The sequence below is a fragment of the Mesorhizobium sp. BR1-1-2 genome (genome assembly GCF_020165435.1).
In the GTDB taxonomy this organism is placed as follows: domain Bacteria; phylum Pseudomonadota; class Alphaproteobacteria; order Rhizobiales; family Rhizobiaceae; genus Mesorhizobium.
The window spans coordinates 141733-158160 of sequence record NZ_JAIUID010000001.1; the positions used below are offsets into that span (position 1 = coordinate 141733).

General features: G+C 63.1%; 19 protein-coding genes. 10 read left to right on the plus strand and 9 right to left on the minus strand.

The annotated features are described in order from the left end of the window. Positions 1–14: 14 nt before the first annotated feature. Complete coding sequence (locus LB551_RS00715) at positions 15–956, plus strand: phosphoribosylaminoimidazolesuccinocarboxamide synthase (protein WP_224657859.1); 942 nt, start codon at positions 15–17, stop codon at positions 954–956. Positions 957–1094: 138 nt separating this feature from the next. Further along, positions 1095–1490: an acyl-CoA thioesterase gene (locus tag LB551_RS00720; protein ID WP_140549903.1), complete on the plus strand. Its 396-nt coding sequence runs from the start codon at positions 1095–1097 to the stop codon at positions 1488–1490. Positions 1491–1581: 91 nt separating this feature from the next. Here the strand turns inward: LB551_RS00720 and LB551_RS00725 are convergent, their stop codons facing one another. After that, on the minus strand, positions 1582–1950 hold the full coding sequence (locus LB551_RS00725) for a winged helix-turn-helix transcriptional regulator (protein ID WP_181165214.1): 369 nt from the start codon (positions 1948–1950) through the stop codon (positions 1582–1584). 103 nt (positions 1951–2053) lie between these two features. On the opposite strand from LB551_RS00725, the gene LB551_RS00730 reads away from it, so the two are divergent. After that, a complete protein-coding gene (locus LB551_RS00730) occupies positions 2054–2659 on the plus strand; it encodes an NADPH-dependent FMN reductase (RefSeq protein ID WP_140549905.1) in 606 nt (201 codons plus the stop codon). 175 nt (positions 2660–2834) lie between these two features. On the opposite strand, the gene LB551_RS00735 is transcribed toward LB551_RS00730, so the two are convergent. Both LB551_RS00735 and LB551_RS00740 read right to left on the minus strand, forming a co-directional pair. Next, positions 2835–3356, minus strand: a complete 522-nt coding sequence (locus LB551_RS00735) for a hypothetical protein (protein WP_181172398.1) — start codon at positions 3354–3356, stop codon at positions 2835–2837. Between the two features lie 158 nt (positions 3357–3514). Beyond that, on the minus strand, positions 3515–3907 hold the full coding sequence (locus LB551_RS00740; protein ID WP_318012706.1) for a gamma-glutamylcyclotransferase family protein: 393 nt from the start codon (positions 3905–3907) through the stop codon (positions 3515–3517). A 247-nt stretch (positions 3908–4154) separates the two neighbouring features. Between LB551_RS00740 and LB551_RS00745 the strand changes: the two genes are divergently transcribed. Further along, complete coding sequence (locus tag LB551_RS00745; protein WP_224657861.1) at positions 4155–5084, plus strand: DMT family transporter; 930 nt, start codon at positions 4155–4157, stop codon at positions 5082–5084. 146 nt (positions 5085–5230) lie between these two features. Here the strand turns inward: LB551_RS00745 and LB551_RS00750 are convergent, their stop codons facing one another. Beyond that, the gene (locus tag LB551_RS00750) at positions 5231–5422 is read right to left on the minus strand and encodes a hypothetical protein (protein ID WP_224657862.1); all 192 of its coding nucleotides are present in this window, start codon (positions 5420–5422) and stop codon (positions 5231–5233) included. A 68-nt stretch (positions 5423–5490) separates the two neighbouring features. Between LB551_RS00750 and LB551_RS00755 the strand changes: the two genes are divergently transcribed. The 3 genes from LB551_RS00755 to LB551_RS00765 are packed head-to-tail and all read left to right on the plus strand — an operon-like array spanning position 5491 to position 9994. Further along, positions 5491–6915, plus strand: a complete 1425-nt coding sequence (locus tag LB551_RS00755) for a family 16 glycosylhydrolase (RefSeq protein WP_318012707.1) — start codon at positions 5491–5493, stop codon at positions 6913–6915. 13 nt (positions 6916–6928) lie between these two features. Further along, the gene (locus tag LB551_RS00760) at positions 6929–8674 is read left to right on the plus strand and encodes a type I secretion system permease/ATPase (protein ID WP_224657863.1); all 1746 of its coding nucleotides are present in this window, start codon (positions 6929–6931) and stop codon (positions 8672–8674) included. 3 nt (positions 8675–8677) lie between these two features. Continuing rightward, the gene (locus tag LB551_RS00765) at positions 8678–9994 is read left to right on the plus strand and encodes an HlyD family type I secretion periplasmic adaptor subunit (RefSeq protein WP_224657864.1); all 1317 of its coding nucleotides are present in this window, start codon (positions 8678–8680) and stop codon (positions 9992–9994) included. A gap of 52 nt (positions 9995–10046) precedes the next feature. On the opposite strand, the gene LB551_RS00770 is transcribed toward LB551_RS00765, so the two are convergent. Continuing rightward, positions 10047–11357, minus strand: coding sequence for a hemolysin family protein (locus LB551_RS00770; protein ID WP_224657865.1), 1311 nt, complete (start codon positions 11355–11357; stop codon positions 10047–10049). A 111-nt stretch (positions 11358–11468) separates the two neighbouring features. Here LB551_RS00770 and LB551_RS00775 point away from each other — a divergent pair, with 111 nt between their 5' ends. Then, the gene (locus LB551_RS00775) at positions 11469–11669 is read left to right on the plus strand and encodes a zinc-binding dehydrogenase (protein ID WP_224657866.1); all 201 of its coding nucleotides are present in this window, start codon (positions 11469–11471) and stop codon (positions 11667–11669) included. Between the two features lie 9 nt (positions 11670–11678). Here LB551_RS00775 and LB551_RS00780 read toward each other — a convergent pair whose 3' ends face one another. The 4 genes from LB551_RS00780 to LB551_RS00795 form a co-directional block, all read right to left on the minus strand. Next, positions 11679–12386 (minus strand): LssY C-terminal domain-containing protein, encoded by a 708-nt coding sequence (locus LB551_RS00780; RefSeq protein ID WP_224623726.1) that lies wholly within the window; start codon positions 12384–12386, stop codon positions 11679–11681. A 61-nt stretch (positions 12387–12447) separates the two neighbouring features. Next, complete coding sequence (locus tag LB551_RS00785; RefSeq protein WP_224657867.1) at positions 12448–13263, minus strand: extensin family protein; 816 nt, start codon at positions 13261–13263, stop codon at positions 12448–12450. A gap of 110 nt (positions 13264–13373) precedes the next feature. Next, entirely contained in the window at positions 13374–14537 is a 1164-nt protein-coding gene (locus LB551_RS00790; protein WP_411970918.1) for an extensin family protein, read from the minus strand. Positions 14538–14554: 17 nt separating this feature from the next. Continuing rightward, the gene (locus LB551_RS00795) at positions 14555–14980 is read right to left on the minus strand and encodes a DUF3775 domain-containing protein (RefSeq protein ID WP_140549913.1); all 426 of its coding nucleotides are present in this window, start codon (positions 14978–14980) and stop codon (positions 14555–14557) included. Positions 14981–15129: 149 nt separating this feature from the next. Here LB551_RS00795 and LB551_RS00800 point away from each other — a divergent pair, with 149 nt between their 5' ends. Both LB551_RS00800 and greA read left to right on the plus strand, forming a co-directional pair. Next, on the plus strand, positions 15130–15663 hold the full coding sequence (locus LB551_RS00800) for a tetratricopeptide repeat protein (RefSeq protein ID WP_224623723.1): 534 nt from the start codon (positions 15130–15132) through the stop codon (positions 15661–15663). A gap of 265 nt (positions 15664–15928) precedes the next feature. Beyond that, the gene (gene greA / locus LB551_RS00805) at positions 15929–16402 is read left to right on the plus strand and encodes a transcription elongation factor GreA (protein ID WP_008877613.1); all 474 of its coding nucleotides are present in this window, start codon (positions 15929–15931) and stop codon (positions 16400–16402) included. The last annotated feature ends 26 nt before the right edge of the window (positions 16403–16428 follow it).

Consider the following 16428-nt stretch of genomic DNA (forward strand, 5'->3'; position numbering starts at 1 on the left):
AGGCAGGAGATCCCATGCGTGTCCTGTCGGATGCTTTCATTCCCGAACTGCCGGGTCACTACAAGGGCAAGGTCCGCGAGAATTACGACTTGCCGGACAACAGACGCATCATCATCGCCACAGACCGCCTCAGTGCCTTCGACACCATCCTGACCTCGATTCCGTTCAAGGGCGAGATCCTGACGCAGACGGCGCGGTATTGGTTCGAGGAAACCGCCGATATCTGTCCGAACCATGTTCTGGAATATCCCGACCCCAACGTCGTCGTCGGCACCAGGCTCGACATCCTCCCGGTCGAGATCGTCGTGCGCGGCTATCTGGCGGGAACCACCAGCACCTCGATCCTGACGCGCTATCGTCGCGGCGAACGGGAGATGTATGGAATGCGGCTGCCGGACGGCCTACGCGACAATGAGAAGCTGGCCGAGCCCATCATCACGCCGACCAGCAAGGCCGCGCATGGCGGCCATGACGAGCCGCTGTCCAGGGCCGAGATCATCGAACAGGGCCTGCTCACCCAGGCGCAGTGGGACACCGTCTCGGATTACGCCTTGAACCTGTTCGCCCGCGGCCAGGCGCGCGCCGCCGAGCGCGGCCTGATCCTTGCCGATACGAAGTACGAATTCGGCATCGACAAAAACAGGACGATCATCCTGGCCGACGAAATCCACACGCCCGACAGCAGCCGGTACTGGATCGCCGGGAGTTACCAACAGGCCCTGGCGAACGGCACGCGGCCGGAGAGTTTCGACAAGGATTTCATCCGCTCGTGGGTGACGGCGCGCTGCGACCCTTACAGGGATCCTATTCCGGAAATTCCGGATGAGATCATCGAACAGGCCTCCAAAGTCTATCCGCAGGCTTACGAGGCCATCACCGGCAAGGCGTTCGTCCCCGACGTTTCCGGGCATACCGTTCTGGATCGCATTCGAGCGAACCTCGAGCGCTATTTCTAGAACGCCGCGAGTCCTTGCGTGGGACGCGAAATGAAGGTCAGAGCCGGCACGAGCCGCGGACCGCGATCATCCCGCGTTGACGCGTTGGCGCCTTGACGATACGGGATCAGCAGCAGTCGATCTCTGGGGATATCTTGCATGGTGCACTACGCGGACGGACGGCCGGTCGGCGATCTGACGCTGCGCACGCTGGCCATGCCTTCGGACGCCAATGCCGCCGGCGACATTTTCGGCGGCTGGGTGATGGCGCAGATGGACCTTGCCTGCGGCATCCGCGCCGCCGAGCGCGCCAAGGGCCGGGTGGTGACGGCGGCGGTCAAGGAGATGTCGTTCGCCAAGCCGATGAAGATTGGCGACACGCTGTGCATCTACACCCATGTCGAGCGCGTCGGCCGCACCTCGATGACCCTCAAGGTCGAGGCCTGGGCGCAGCGCTATCTCTCCGACCTGATGGAAAAGGTCACGCACGCCGATTTTGTCATGGTGGCGCTGGACGGCGAGGGCAAGCCGAAGGCCGTTCCAGCCGAAAGCTAAAGCCCAGGACCGCTGTCGAACTGTTTAAGTCCGGGTGGGTGGTGCAGGCACGAAGACAATCAGTCAACGATTGCTGAACGACAGTAGAATTTCAGCCATGCAGACCATCGAATTTCGCACGCGCGGCCCGCACGCGCGTGGTGTTCCTGCGCGCCCATTCGCCGAGCGCGCTGACGGGGACCAGCAGTTCATGGCCGAGTTCGGTCAGCTCGTAATCGACCCGCGGCGGAATGGTCGGGAACACGGTGCGGGTGACGAAACCATCGCGTTCCAGCCCGCGCAAGGTGGTGGTCAGCATCTTCTGCGAGATGCCGCCGACAGCCGCGCGCAGCTCATTGAAGCGCAGCGGTCCGTCGCCGAGCTTGCCGACGACGAGCACGGTCCACTTGTCGCCGACGCGCTGCAGGATTTCCGAAACGGCACGGCAGTCTTCGGTGTTGTGCGGGTTCCTCAGTAACAAAAAGGTGCCTCCTTGCGCACGAAGTTGACAGGAACTCATATAGCCCCGGTATCCAAACGATACCAGTCTTACCTGCCCCGGAATTGCTTACCAGGAGAGCCCTATGTCCAAACCCAAGATCGCCATCATCGTCGGTTCGACACGCGCCGCGCGCTTCGCTGACGTGCCTACCCAGTGGATCGCCAAGATCGCCAAGTCGCATGCCGACATCGAGGTCGATGTCGTCGACCTGCGCGATTTCCCGATGCCCTTCTTCGACGAGGTCGCATCCTCCGCCTGGGTGCCGTCGACCAACGAGGTGGCGCAGCGCTGGCAGAAGAAGGTCGCCGAATATGACGGCTTCATCTTCACCGCCGCCGAGTACAATCACGGCCCCACGGCCGTGCTGAAGAACGCCATCGACTACGCCGCCAATGAATGGAACAAGAAGCCGGCCGGCTTCGTCGGCTATGGCAGCGTCGGCGGCGCCCGGGCCGTCGAACAGCTCCGCCTCCATGCGGTCGAATTGCAGATGGCGCCGGTCAAGTCGGCCGTCCATATCGCCTGGGGCGACTTCCTCGCCGTGCGTCAGGGCGAGAAGAAGCTCGAGGAGATCGAGCACCTGAACCAGGCCGCGACCGCGCTGGTCAACGACGTCGCCTGGTGGGCCAAGGCGCTCAAGAGCGCGCGTCAGGCCGACGCCATAGACGAGGAAATCAAGGCGGCCTAAGCTTCGAAATCATCCTCCCAAGGATGTGGGGCGGCGCTTGCGCCGCCCTTTTTTGGTGTTGAGGGTTCCTGCGCGGGAAAGCCGAAGAGTTGTAGTTTCGATCGATTAATTCGCTTGCGACGGCGCCTGCGCAGGATAACAGCGCCGCCCAGCCATCGGCCCAAAATCATGCGTGTCAAATGCCGGCGACCGCGAAAAGCCAGGCGAGGATATCGAACAACAAAAGAACGAGCGCGATCTGCAATGCTACCCGAAGCCGCTGGATGATGCGCCAGTTGCTGGCCATGTCCGCCTTGATGCGAAGGGCAAGCGCGCGCTGCATGGCCGATATCTTCAGCGGCCTGTCGCCATCGACATAGTGGTGGAGCAGCTCTTCCGGATCGAAGCGGAACGTGTATTTGTGATAGGGCCAAAGCAGGAAGACGATCAGCCCGCCAATGCCGAACAGCAGGGCCACTGCGATCCAATCCCAGAGCCCGAGCCCGTCGGAAAGCGCCCTTGCGCCAAGCAACGAGTTCACAAACGCGGTGGCGAAGATGAGGCTGCCGGCGCGCGTGTTCATGTTCTCGACGAGGTTCTGCTGATGATTGAGGCCTCGCACCGCCTCCTGATAGATGAACGCCAGGCGAGGATCGTCGTCGGCGGGATCGCTTGCGACTGCCGTGTTGCTGTCTCTTGTGCCGGTACGTTCAGTCATCTGGATGCTCTCTGCCGCATCGGTGGTGCGTCACCTTAGCTCAAAATCTCTCGCCGAAAAAACCGCCGGAGCATCCGTGGCGAGGTGGATCACTTGGCGTCGCAGAAATGAGGGCCGAACCAGGCGGGAAACGCCATGCACTTATTCCTGGAATGGTTCTAGCTGCCTGATGAGAGCGTGAAGCGCCGATCAGCGTAGTCCTCGAGATATCCGGAGTGGATCGGGGCGGCGAGATGCCGGGTCTTCATGTAGACATATGCCGAGACAGGCGCCCCGCCACCGACAGGCTCGGTTTCGATCAGCACGCGCAAATTTCCGGGCTTGCCGACGGATTCCATCCTGTCGAGGTTTGCCAAGGCGCGATCGTCCACAGCGTAGAGTTCGCCGCCGACCTGGAAACCGACGCCTGGCTCATTGAACATCATCGGAGCGAAGCGAGGTCCTGCGATCAGCATCGGGAAGCGCTCTCGCGTCCTGTAGACGCCCAGAAAGCCGGCTTCGGACAAACCCTCGCCGTGAAGGGGAAAGCCTTTCTTCAAGGTGCCAAACACGAAGAGTTTCCGCATCATGCGCAGGGAACGCCGGCCAGGCCTGGAAGTTCATCTGTTTTCATCAACGTTCGGGGCTGCGGAAGCGAGCAACACAGCGGAGTTCAGCATCGTATCCGGGCTGAGCCATGGAGCTGTGGAGATTGCTTTCGCGCGATCGCGGACGGACACGGGGTTGGCCCTCCATATGGGCGGAGCTGCCATCTGGCTCGGCCATTCTGCCCTGATATATCCGGCTGCGTTCCATCACATGAGCAAAAGCCCCGTGAAGTCGTCCAGCCTGGCAGGCGTCGTTTCCCCCATGATCCCGGTGCTGGTGTGCGCGCTCGGCATCTTCCTTCTGTCGGGAATGGATGCGGCGATGAAGGTCCTGGTCATTGCCGTGGGTGTCTACAACACGGTGCTATGGCGCAGCATGCTGGCGACCGTGGTCGCGGGCGCCGGCTGGTCGGCAGGGTCGCGCGCGTTTCCCGCCCTTTCCGTGCTGAGACTGCACGCGCTGCGTGCCGTTGTCGTCGGCATTGTCCTGCTGTCGTTTTTCTGGGGCCTTGCCAGGCTGCCGCTGGCGGAGGCGATCGGTCTCAGCTTCGTGGCGCCGCTGTTTGCGCTCCTGCTGGCCGCGCTGTTGCTGGGCGAACGGATACAACGACAGGCGATCTGGGCATCGCTGGCCGGCATTGCCGGCGTCGCGATCATAATAGCCGGACAGTTCGGGCATGCGACCTATGCCGAGGATGCCCTGCTCGGCACCGCCGCCGTGCTGGTATCGACGGTGTTCTACGCCTACAATCTGATCCTCGCGCGGCAACAGGCGCTGCTGGCCCAGCCGATCGAGATCATGCTGTTCCAGAACCTTTGCGTTGCCGTCATCCTCGGTCTTGCGGCGCCCTGGCTTGCCGTTGCGCTGCCGAGCGAGCTCTGGCTTCCTCTCGCCGGGGTGACGGCGCTTTCGCTCGCCGGCCAATTCCTGATGAGCTGGGCGTACGCGCGCGCCGAAGCGCAATATCTGATCCCGACCGAATACTCCGCCTTCATCTGGGCGATCGCGCTTGGCTGGTTCTTCTTCGACGAGGCGGTGACCTGGACCACGCTGGCGGGAGCGGGCCTCATCGTGGCCAGTTGCCTGATCGCCTCGCGCTCGAATCCGAAGCTTTCCGAACCGATCGAAGCCGCGGTTTGAGGGTCTTCCCCTGAGACAAATAGCGGGCACCGCGCTGCCGGCCCGAGGCCTGTTCCCTCGCTCGATGCGCCAGCCCTGGAATTCGCCCATTGCTCCAGAGCGGCAATATTACGGCCCGCCAGAAAGCCGGAATTGCCTTTTTTGACCTACGCCAGGCGTGGCGGAAAGTATATCGCCATTTTTCTCGGTATAGTGAGAGTTTTATTAAAAGTTTTACTGATTTCATTACGATCCATAGACCATTTTCTGGCCTGTAGTGCTTCCGCATCAAAAAATATCATCCAACAGCCGATGTAATGCTGAACTGTGTGGCAAGCTCCTGGAACGATATCGTGCATGGCAACGTTGCTCCGTGAGCGGTTGCCGTTTCGAATGACCTGAACAGGCGCGAGGAAAGGATTTCCTGATGAGCACCGTCGTGAACGCCAAAGGCATTCCTCTCCCCTATACGGGCACGTCCACCCATTGGTTCTCGGCGACCGGATCGGGGCCGGAACTGCACGGCACCTCCGGCAACGATTCCTTCTGGGGAGACGCCAGCGTCAACGTCACCATCTATGGCGGGGCGGGCGACGACTATTACCACCTCTATTCCACCAACAACAAGGTGGTGGAGGATCCCGGGGCTGGCATCGACACGATCGACACATGGATGAGCTACAAGCTCCCCGAAAATTTCGAGAACCTCGTCGTCACCGGCGCTAATCGCTATGCGTTTGGAAATGCGTTGGACAACATTATCAGGGGCGGCTCCGGCCATCAGACACTGGATGGCGGCCAGGGCAACGACGTGCTGATTGGCGGCGGCGGCGCCGACACTTTCATCATCACCAAGGGCAACGGAAGCGACCTGATCACCGATTTCGGCGCGGACGACACAGTCCGCCTCAATGGCTACGATTTCATGTCGTTTGATGACGTCAAGGCCCATATGACCCAGGCAGGAGCGAACCTCTTGTTGAACCTCGGATCCGACGAGGTGCTGGTGTTCAACAACACGACGGTGGACAAGCTGGCGCCCAGCCAGTTCGAACTGCCGATCGACAAGTCCGGAATGACGCTGTCCTTTTCGGACGACTTCAACACGCTCAGCCTTTGGAACGGCCATGACGGCACCTGGAATTCCAACTTCTGGTGGGGTGCGCCGAACGGAAGCACGTTGAGCAGCAATGGGGAGCTGCAATGGTACATCGACGCCAATTACGGCCCGACCAGTTCAGTGCATCCGTTCAGCGTGGAAAACGGGGTCCTCACCATCACAGCGGCGCAGTCGCCGGCAGACATCAAGCCACTGATCAACAATTACGAGTACACCTCGGGCATCCTGACGACCCACGAAAGCTTCTCGCAAACCTACGGCTATTTCGAAATGCGGGCGGACCTGCCCGAAACGGCCGGAGCCTGGCCGGCTTTCTGGCTGCTGCCGGAAGACGGCTCGTGGCCGCCGGAGCTGGACGTCCTGGAAGCGCGCGGGCAGGATCCGAACACGCTCATCATGACGGCGCACACGAACGAGACGGGACAGCACACCAAGGTCTCTTCCTCGGTGAATGTTTCGGACACCGACGGCTTCCATACCTATGGCCTGCTGTGGACTCCGGATACGCTCGTCTGGACATATGACGGCGTAAAGGTCGCCGAAGCCGCGACCCCGTCCGACATGCACACACCCATGTACATGCTGGCCGATCTCGCCGTGGGCGGCTTTGCCGGCGCGCCTCCCGACCATCTCGCCACGCCGGCGGAGATGAAGATCGACTACATCCGCGCCTATACGCTGGATGACCTGCAGCACCACCCGTTGGACGTCGCGGGCGACCACTCGGCCTAGGGAAATGCGGGAAATGATTGGAGAATCAGGTCTGCGGGCGGTCTTGTGGCGCGCCATCGCCGATGTCGGCGTTTTCTCGTTCCTGATCAACATCCTGCTGCTGGTGATCCCGCTATATCTGTTGCAGGTGTATGATCGGGTCCTGCCTTCTTCCAATGTTGAGACGCTTGTCTACCTGTCGATCATCGCGGTTCTCGCGCTAGCCTTTCTTGGTTTTCTGGACGCAGTGCGTTCCATTTACACGCAGCGCGTCGCGGCCAGCATTGACAGCAAGCTCGGTGCGCAGACGTTCGCCGCCTCGCTCGCGCCCAACCATGCCTCCGCAGGCCTGTCGCCATTGCGCGATCTCGCCTCGGTATGCGCCTTCATCAGATCGCGCGGCGTGGCGGTCCTGTTCGACCTGCCGTTTGCTCCCGTGTTCCTCGGCCTGCTCTACCTGATCCATCCCGTGCTGTTCTGGCTCACGCTGGCTGGCGTGGCGATGCTGCTTGCACTGGTCCTGGCAACCCAGCTTGCCGTCGGCAGGAACGACGCCTTGTTTTCACGACGTTCGGCGGTCGCCAGCCAGTCGGAGCAGGCCTTTGCCCGCAACACGGAGACGCTGCGCGCCATGGGCATGGTCCAGAACGCCGCGCGGGCGTGGGGAAAGCACGTCGCCGAAGCGCTGATCGTTCATGACCGCGCATCGACGGCCAATGCGATCTTCAGCGGAACGTCGCGTGCCGTGCGGATGATGCTGCAACTGGCGATACTGGGTGTGGGAGCATGGCTGGTCCTGCAAGGAAAGATGACGGCCGGGATGATCTTCGCATCCTCTCTGGTCTCGTCGCGCGCGCTGCAGCCGCTCGACCAGCTGATCGGCTCGTGGCGGCAGATCGTCGACGCCAGGCGGTCATGGAAACGCCTGGAGGCGACCCTTTCGTCGCATCCGACCGGGGCGCAAAAACTGGCCTTGCCTGATCCGTCAGGCGCGATATCGGCGCAGGATCTGATCTACGTCGCGCCAAATACGCCAGGCAGTCAGCCCATCGTCAAGAGGCTGAATTTCCACATCGGGGCCGGCGAGGCGGTGGCGATCGTGGGCCCGAGCGGAGCCGGTAAATCAACGCTCGCCAGATTGCTTGTCGGTGCGCTCCAACCGGTCAGCGGCTCGGTCAGGATCGACGGCGCGGACCTCAGGACCTGGGACGAAAAGCAGCTTGGAAGGCATATCGGCTATCTCGCGCAGGAGGTGGAACTTTTCCCGGGATCGATCGCGGAAAACGTCGGCCGCTTCGATCCCGACGCGGATGATGCCTCGATCGTCGAGGCGGCAAAGCGTGCCCAGGCCCATGACCTGATTTTGGCGCAGCGCGACGGCTACCAGACGATGATAGGTCCGTCTGACAGGGCGCTGTCGGGCGGCGAGCGCCAAAGGATCGGGCTGGCGCGCGCCCTCTACGGCAATCCCAGAATTCTCGTTCTGGACGAGCCCAACGCCCATCTCGACGGCGCCGGCGAGGCGGCGCTCGAAGTGGTGCTCTCTGCCGCGCGTACGGCAGGGACTACCTTGATCGTGATCACGCACCGCCCTTCGATGGCAGCGGCCTGCGACCGCGTGATGCTGCTGCGCGACGGTGCGATCGAAGCCTTCGGTCCGAGCAGCGATTTGCTGCGGCAGCCGCTCGCCGGCAATTCTCCCCAGCAGAATACGGTGGTGACGGGGTCGTTCGCCACGACGATCCGCAGCGCCCCGCAAAAAAACCGCTTTGGATCGTAGACGATGGCAGTGCAGGGCCTCGCCGGGGAACGCAGTCCGCGCACCGACACGGGACGCGTGGCATTGGCCGGCTATGCGGCGATAGCGGTATTTGCAGGTTGCTTCGGTTATTGGGCGGTCAGCGCCCCGTTGGCCGGCGCGGTGATCACGCAAGGCACGATCTCGGCGGTGGGAGGGAACATCCTCATCCAGCACCCCGAGGGCGGCATCGTCCAAGAGTTGCTGGTCCACGAAGGCGATCGCGTGGAGCAGGCGCAGGATCTGATCGTGCTGGATCCAACCGCCGCGCAGGCCGAGCTCAACCGGCTGACGAGGCAGTCGATCGCACTCAGCGCAAGTGCGGCGCGGCTGGAGGCGGAGCGGGACGGGCTGGACAGGCTGGCGCCGATCACAACAGCGGCGCCGGCGCCGCTTCAGCACGATTTCGAAATGCTGGTTCGGGAACAGCAGAAGGAGTTCGACGCCAGGCTCGCCCGGTTCCGGTCGGAACGATCCATCCTCGCGCAGCGGGTCGCGATGCATCGGCAGTCCGTCGTGGGATTGAACGCCCAGAAACAAGCCATCCAGCAGCAGGTCGAGGTGGTGAAGAAGGAGCTCGGCATCAAGACCAGCCTTTTGGACAAGGGCCTGACCAACCGCACCGAATACTCCCAGCTTCTGCGCAGCGAAGCCGACCTCGTCGGCCAGGCGGGGGCGCTGGAGGCCAATCTTGCATCGGCCAGCACCCAGATCGTCGAGGCGCGGGAGCAGACCGAGCGCTTGACCACGCAACGGGTGGAGGAGGCGTTGACGAAGCTGGACGAGGTTCGCTCCAACTTGGCCGACATCGAGGAACAGATCAGGGCGGCCGCGGCGGTGCTGCGGCGCACGACGATCAAGGCGCCGGCAGCGGGCATCGTGGTGTCGTCGACCTACAATTCCAAGGGCAGCGTAATTGCCCCGGGCGAAAAGATCATGGAGATCCTGCCGACGGCATCGGGATTGGTCGTCGACGCGAAGCTGCGGCCGAAGGACATCGATCAGGTCCGCGTCGGCCAGACGGCGAAACTGCGATTGTCCGCCTTGAACACGCGGCTCACGCCCGAGGTTCCAGCCACCGTGACACAGGTTTCCGCGGATCGGCTGATCGACGAGGCTACGCGTGAACCCTATTTCCGAGCGAAGCTGAAGATCGACGCCCTGCCATCCCGCGTGAAGCCCGAACAGCTCTATCCCGGGACGCCGGTCGAGGCGTTCATCAGCACTGGCGACCGGACTTTCCTGGAATATCTCGCGCGGCCGATGCTCGATTCCTTCGCCCGCGCCTTCACGGAGCAGTAGGCGCGGACCGACGACCAATGACCGCTCTCGGCCCGCGGCGACGTTCGAACAGTCAGCGCACCACTTCGCGGTGGCCGCTGGGCAGGCGCGTGGCGATCAGCTTGTCGATGCGGCGGCCGTCGAGATCGACCACCTCGAAACGCCAGCCTTGCGCATCGACGCATTCGCCGGTCGCCGGCAGATGGTGCATGTGCGACAGCACATAGCCGGCGACGGTCTCGTAGTCGCGGTTTTCCGGCAAGTCGATGCCCAGCACCTCGGCCATCTCGTCGGCTTGCATATAGCCGGCAAGCAGCCATGAGCCGTCGTCGCGCTTGACGGCATTCTCCTCCTCGCCGGCTTCGAGGTCCGAACGGAAAACGCCGGTGATGGCCTCCAGGATGTCGGCGGGGGTGACGATGCCTTCGAAATGGCCGTACTCGTCATGGACGAGCGCCATCGGCACGTCGGATTCCTTCAGCGTCTGCAGCACGTCGAGCGCGTCGGCCTGATCGTGCACGATGGGCGCGGCGCGCACGTGGCGCCGCGGGTCGAGCGCGCGGCCGCCCAGCAGCGCCGCCAGCACGTCGCGCGTCTGGACGACGCCGATCATGGCGTCGACGCCGCCGTCGCCGGCGGGCAGGCGCGAATGCTGTGTGTCCATCAGGAGCTTGCGGATGGTGGCATCGTCGGACTGGAGATTGATCCAGTCGACCTCGGTGCGCGGCGTCATGACGGCGCGCACGGCGCGGTCGCCAAGCCGCATGACGCCGGCGATCATGCGGCGCTCGTCGGATTCGATGGTGCCGTGATGCTCGGCCTCGGCGACCAGCATCTTGATCTCCTCGTCGGTGACCTTCTCCTCGCTCTCGCCGCGCTGGCCGAGCAGCCAAAGCACGGCCCGGCCGGAAATGTCGAGCAGGAAGACCAGCGGCGCCGAGACGGTGGCGAGGACGGTCATGGCCGGAGCGGCGCGCACGGCGACCCGCTCGGGATCGCGCAGCGCGATCTGCTTGGGCACGAGTTCGCCGATGATCAGCGAGGCGTAGGTGATGATGGCGACGACGATGCCGACGCCAAGCGGATCGGCGATGGTTTCGCGGATGCCGTTCGCGGCCAGGAATTGCGCCAGCCTTTCGCCGAGCGTGGCGCCGGAAAAGGCGCCGGACAGCACGCCGACCAGGGTGATGCCGATCTGCACCGAGGACAGGAACTTGCCGGGGTTAGAGCCAAGCGCAAGCGCCCGGCCGGCACCCTTGACCTCGCGGTCGATCATTGCCTTGAGGCGAGCCGGCCGCGACGAGACGATGGCAAGCTCGGACATTGCCAGAAGGCCGTTCACGCAGATGAGGACGACCACGGTGGCGATTTCAACATACAGCATCAGGGGTCAATAGCATTGCCGTGCTGGATTGGAAAATAGTCAGCAGCAGTTTTCAAGAAGATGACAGCGCATGCGGCCCGGTCAGGCGGCATCCCAGGGCGGCGCCGAAAAATGCTCGATCAGCGCAACCGCATCGTCGTGCAAGGCATATCGATAGGCCACCGCCGCGCCTTCGAGCGGATGAACCGGGCGATCGAGGCGCTCGGCATCCGGCCGGTGGTCGATAAGGTCTTCGGCTTCGAGGAGGTGGCGCAGGCCTTCCGGCATCTGGAGCAGGGACCGTTCGGCATGGTCGTGATCGTTACGAGTTGACTTCAGCCATCACGGCAGTTGCTTCAGCACGCCGAGCACGGCCTTGCCGTCGGTGAAATAGGGGTCGCCGCCGCCGTTGCGTCCGTGCGTGGTGGCGCCGATGCCTTCCAGGTCGCTGGTTGAAACCAGCATCCCGGCGGTGGTCAAATCCCGGATAAGAAAGTCGCGTTCGGCGTCGATATCGGGGCCGATATGATGGGTGATGGCGCCGGTGTCGTGGCTCAGGCCCACGCCACGGTCGAAACTGGCCGAGCCAAGCCATAGCGGACGGCCGTCGTCGCCCGTGGCATCGGTCTGCCAGAAGCGCACATGATGACGGCGGTCGGCGCTCACGCCGACGGGCTTTTCGAAAGCGAGATCCTGGGCGCGGCCTTCGAACAGCAGCCGGCTCACCGGCGCGTCCGGATAGGGGCGCGAAAACAAGACGCTTTCGCCGATATCGATCGCGGTTCTCAGCGTCACGGCGTCGGCCGTGTCCCAGCCAGCGACGGCGAAGGCATGGACAACCTCCTTTTGCGTGCCGATCAGGCCGACATTGATCGGGTCGCCCGGAATGCCTTGCGGGGTGTGCGTCACCATCTCGAAGCTTTGGCTGCGAAAGCCGCGATCGCGAAACGTCCAGAATTCCGGCGCGGCGACATAGGCCAGCGCCAGATAGGCCGCCAGGAGCAACACCAGCCAGGTCGCAGCGCGTCGTCGGAAGCTTCGTTGGCTCATCGATGCCGCTCGAGTTCTACGACATCACTGTACGCGGCGAAGCCGCCGCCAGGCAAAGGGATCAGCGGCAGGCGCGATAGCCGCTCTTGCGGTTCTTGATGTCGAAGTGGAAATGGTTGCGGTGGTCGTAATTGTAGCCGGGGCCGAGCACGGTTGTGAAATACTGGCAGCCGTCGGCGCGCACATTGTTGAGGAAGCCGCGCGTGCGGAAGGCGAACAGGCCGGGCTTGCGCACGTCGATGTCGTCGCCATTGTTGAGTTCGATGCTCATGACGTCGAGCGCGTTGCCCTTGCCATGTTCCGACAGCACGCCTTCGCCGGCGATGTTGCGGCAGGAATAGCTGGAACCCTGGTGGATAGTCCTGACGCCGGAGAAGTAGCGCCAGCGGGCGGAAGGAACGAGTTCGTTCTTCGTCCAACTTGCGAAACTGGCGGCCATGTCGCAGGTCAGCGTCGCGGCGGGCTTCATCTCGACGCTGCCGATGGCAGTGACCTTGACGGGATAGTCGATGCCGCACTGGCCTTCATGGATCGGCGCCAGGTCGGTGAAGGTGACGCCGAGGCGCCTCAGCTGCTGACGGCAGTCGGTCTCGCCGGCAGGCATCTGCTCGACCGACGACATCGGCTCGTCCATGCGTGGATAGGCGGCCTGCGTCATGTAGGGATTGGAAGGAACCAGCCGCTGCATGCCTGAATATTGCGGCACGGCCGCGGTCTGCGCGCCGACATCGACGGCCGGCTCCAGTGCCAGCACGTTGCCGGTGTTGCAGGCCGACACCGCGGCCAGCGCAAGCAGGGCGGCCAGCCCGCCGGCCGCGGCGCGCGCGCGTTTCGATTGCCGCGCAAGCGCCAGCGCGGCACGAAATATCCCGTCCATCGGCAGTCCCTTTCCCCGATAGGCGGGATTTTAACGATCAACGGTAAAGGAAAAATCAGCGCCGGCGTTCATGCCTGCGGCCGAATTACGGCATCGCTTCTGAGCCGGCCCTACTGGCAGAAGGTACCGCCGTGGCGGCGCGGCTCGAGATCGAGGTGCAAATGCAGCGAATGATCGGCATCGCTGCCCGGGCCCAGCACGGTCTTGAACGGCCCGCAGGCGGCCTTGCGCACCGCGTCGAGGAATTTGGCGTCCTTGTCCGGTGGCGCCGGACCGACCTCGATCGTCCTCCCGTCCGCAAGTGAGAAGCTGGCGATATCGAGCGCATTGCCGAAGGCATGTTCGGACAGTTTGCGCGTGCCGTTGCGTGGCCGGCACACAAAGGCCGATGCCTGGCCGATCGATTTCAGGTCGGCGCCGAATTCGGCTTTCGCCGCCGGCTGCATGACATCGCCGGCAAAGCGTGCCGCCGCCTCGGCCATTGCGCAATTGAGCTCGGCGCCCGGGGCAATGGCGATCGACTTGCCAAGGCTGTTCAGCACCAGGGGATAGGGGATCGAGCAGCCGATATCGCGATCGCTTTCCGCCTTGTGCTCCTCGAATTCGACGCCGAGACCCCTCAGCCGCTCGCGGCAGGCGACTTCCTCGGCAGGCATTTTCGCGTCGGGCAGGTCAGCCGAACGCGGGTCGGGAAGCATCTCCTTTTTGTCCGCGTCCGCCGGTTTTGGCGGCGGTGGCGGGGCGAGGGCCGGCGGCTCAACCTCCGGTTCCCCAGTCTCAGGCCTTTGTGTCGGCGTCGGCGCCACGGCTGGCGGCTCCGGTTCGCTTTTCGCATCGGCTGGCGGCTCGGGCCGGGCTTGTTGCTTCTGAGGCGATCCTTCGTCCTGGAACCGGTCGGATGTTGCGGCTGGATTTTGCGTGTTCGGTTCTGTCGCCTCTGGCGTGTCAGCGGGGCGCGGTTCAGGCACTGGGACATCCGCACGTACCGGGATAGGATTTTGCGTCCTCTGCCGTGCCGGCTTCGGCTTGCGATGCCTTTCGCCGCGCGGTTTCAGCGGCCGGTCGACCCGCGGCGTCAGCGGCTGTTCCACCCGTGGTGAAAGTGGCTCGTGATGCCTGTGACGATGTTTGGCATCGGCCGGCGTCACCAGCAGGGCTGCCACGACCATGAACAATGCAATCCTGTATTTTCGGGAAAAGCTCAGTGTTGCCATCGCTCCGAAACGGTGCCGGGATGCCCGAAGTTGCCTGGAAGGGCGCTTAGGCCCGATCACAATCGGTTACCGGCGCGTTACGCGCCGATCGCTTCCAGCCCTTCCTCCAGCCAATCGGCGAGCAACGGCAAGCCGAGCAGGTATTTGGCCGTGTGCCTGTTGGCGCGCTCGCGGGCGGCGGCGACGGCGTCGGCCCATTCCGAGGCGTCGTAGTCGCCGCGGCCGACCCAGGCGAGCGCGACGAGTTCGGCTGCCTCGTCGACATTGAGGTCGTTGATCAGCTCGCGCAGTTCCTCTTCGGTGAGGTTTTCCGAGCTTTCCTCGGCGAGTCCGTCATGGTGGTGATTGTCACGGGTGTCGCCGTCGAACTCGATTTCGTGTTCGGCGCCGTCGGCATAGTCTTCATTGACGGCGGCGCTCAGCGCCTTGCATTTGAGGATGAGCAGCCGCACGGTGTCGGGTCCGATCGTCAGATCCCAGTTCTTTTCAAGCCGTCGCTGCACTGGCGGTCTCCGCTGGCTCAGCTTTCATCGCCGCCGATGATAGCGGATTTCAAGCATCCGTCACCTCATGTTAGCCCCGTGCTTTTTTCCGGGATGAAACCGCCGACACGCTGCGTTAGTGTTGCATTCTCACCCTCCAGGAGGCTCCGATGCATAAAAGAGTGCTGATCCAGGCGGCGAGCGCGCTTCTCGCCCTGCAGTTCCTTGCCGTTCCGGTGTTTGCCGCGGGCAGCGGTAACGACACCAGTACGACTACCAAATGCAAGAAAGGCATGGTCTGGGACAAGAAGAAGAACAAGTGCGTCGCACCCCAGGAAGGCATGCTGGACGACGACAGCATCTATGATGCCGGGCATGACCTGGCGATGGCCGGCCGCTATGACGAAGCGATCGCCGTGCTCAGCCTCGCCGCCAACAAGCAGGACCCGCGCATCCTCAACTATCTCGGCTATTCGCACCGCCATTCCGGCCGCGTCGCCGTTGGCCTCGGCTATTACGAGGAAGCGCTGCGCATCGACCCCAACTACACGCTGGTGCGCGAATATCTTGGCGAGGCCCATCTCCAGATCGGAGACCTGGCCGGCGCCCAGCAACAGCTGATGGAGATCGAAAAGCGGGCCGGCAAAGGGTCGCGCGAATACGGCATGCTGGCCGAACAGATCGATCATTTCATGAGGAGCTGATCCTTCATTGCCTTTCGAACCGGCCGCGAGCAATCACGGCCGGTTTTTTGTTGCCATGCCGGCTCCTGCGACGGTGCGCGCGAAAACGGTGATGATTTCTTCAGAAACCGATTTTTGGACGTGAAAACCCCGCAAAGATTGCTATATTCAGGGAAATTGCGGTGAACGGTTCCGTTAGCCCAAGGCTGCCGGACCGTTTTCTTTTTGCACCATCGACAAGGCTTTCCCCGAAAGACGGGGGTGGCGGCAGGAAAGGTCAGGTATCATGAACAAGGTCCCGATGACAGGCGAGGGGTTCGCGTCATTGAAGGAAGAACTGCGCTGGCGCCAGCAGGAGGAGCGGCCGCGCATCATCGAGGCGATCTCCGAAGCGCGCTCGCATGGCGACCTGTCCGAGAATGCCGAATACCATGCCGCCAAAGAGGCGCAGAGCCTCAATGAGGGCCGTGTCAACGAGCTTGAGGATCTCATCGCCCGGGCCGAAGTCATCGACGTCACCAAGCTCAGCGGCGACAAGGTCAAGTTCGGCGCCACCGTGGTGCTGGTCGACGAGGACACCGAGGAGAAGAAGACCTACCAGATCGTCGGCGATCAGGAGGCGGACGTGAAGTCCGGCCGCATCTCGATTTCCTCGCCGATCGCGCGGGCGCTCATCGGCAAGGAAGTCGGCGACGCCATCGAGGTCAATGCGCCGGGTGGTGCAAGGGGCTACGAGATCGTCCAGGTGCAGTTTATTTAAGGAGCTCGAGGGGCGCTGATCTGCGC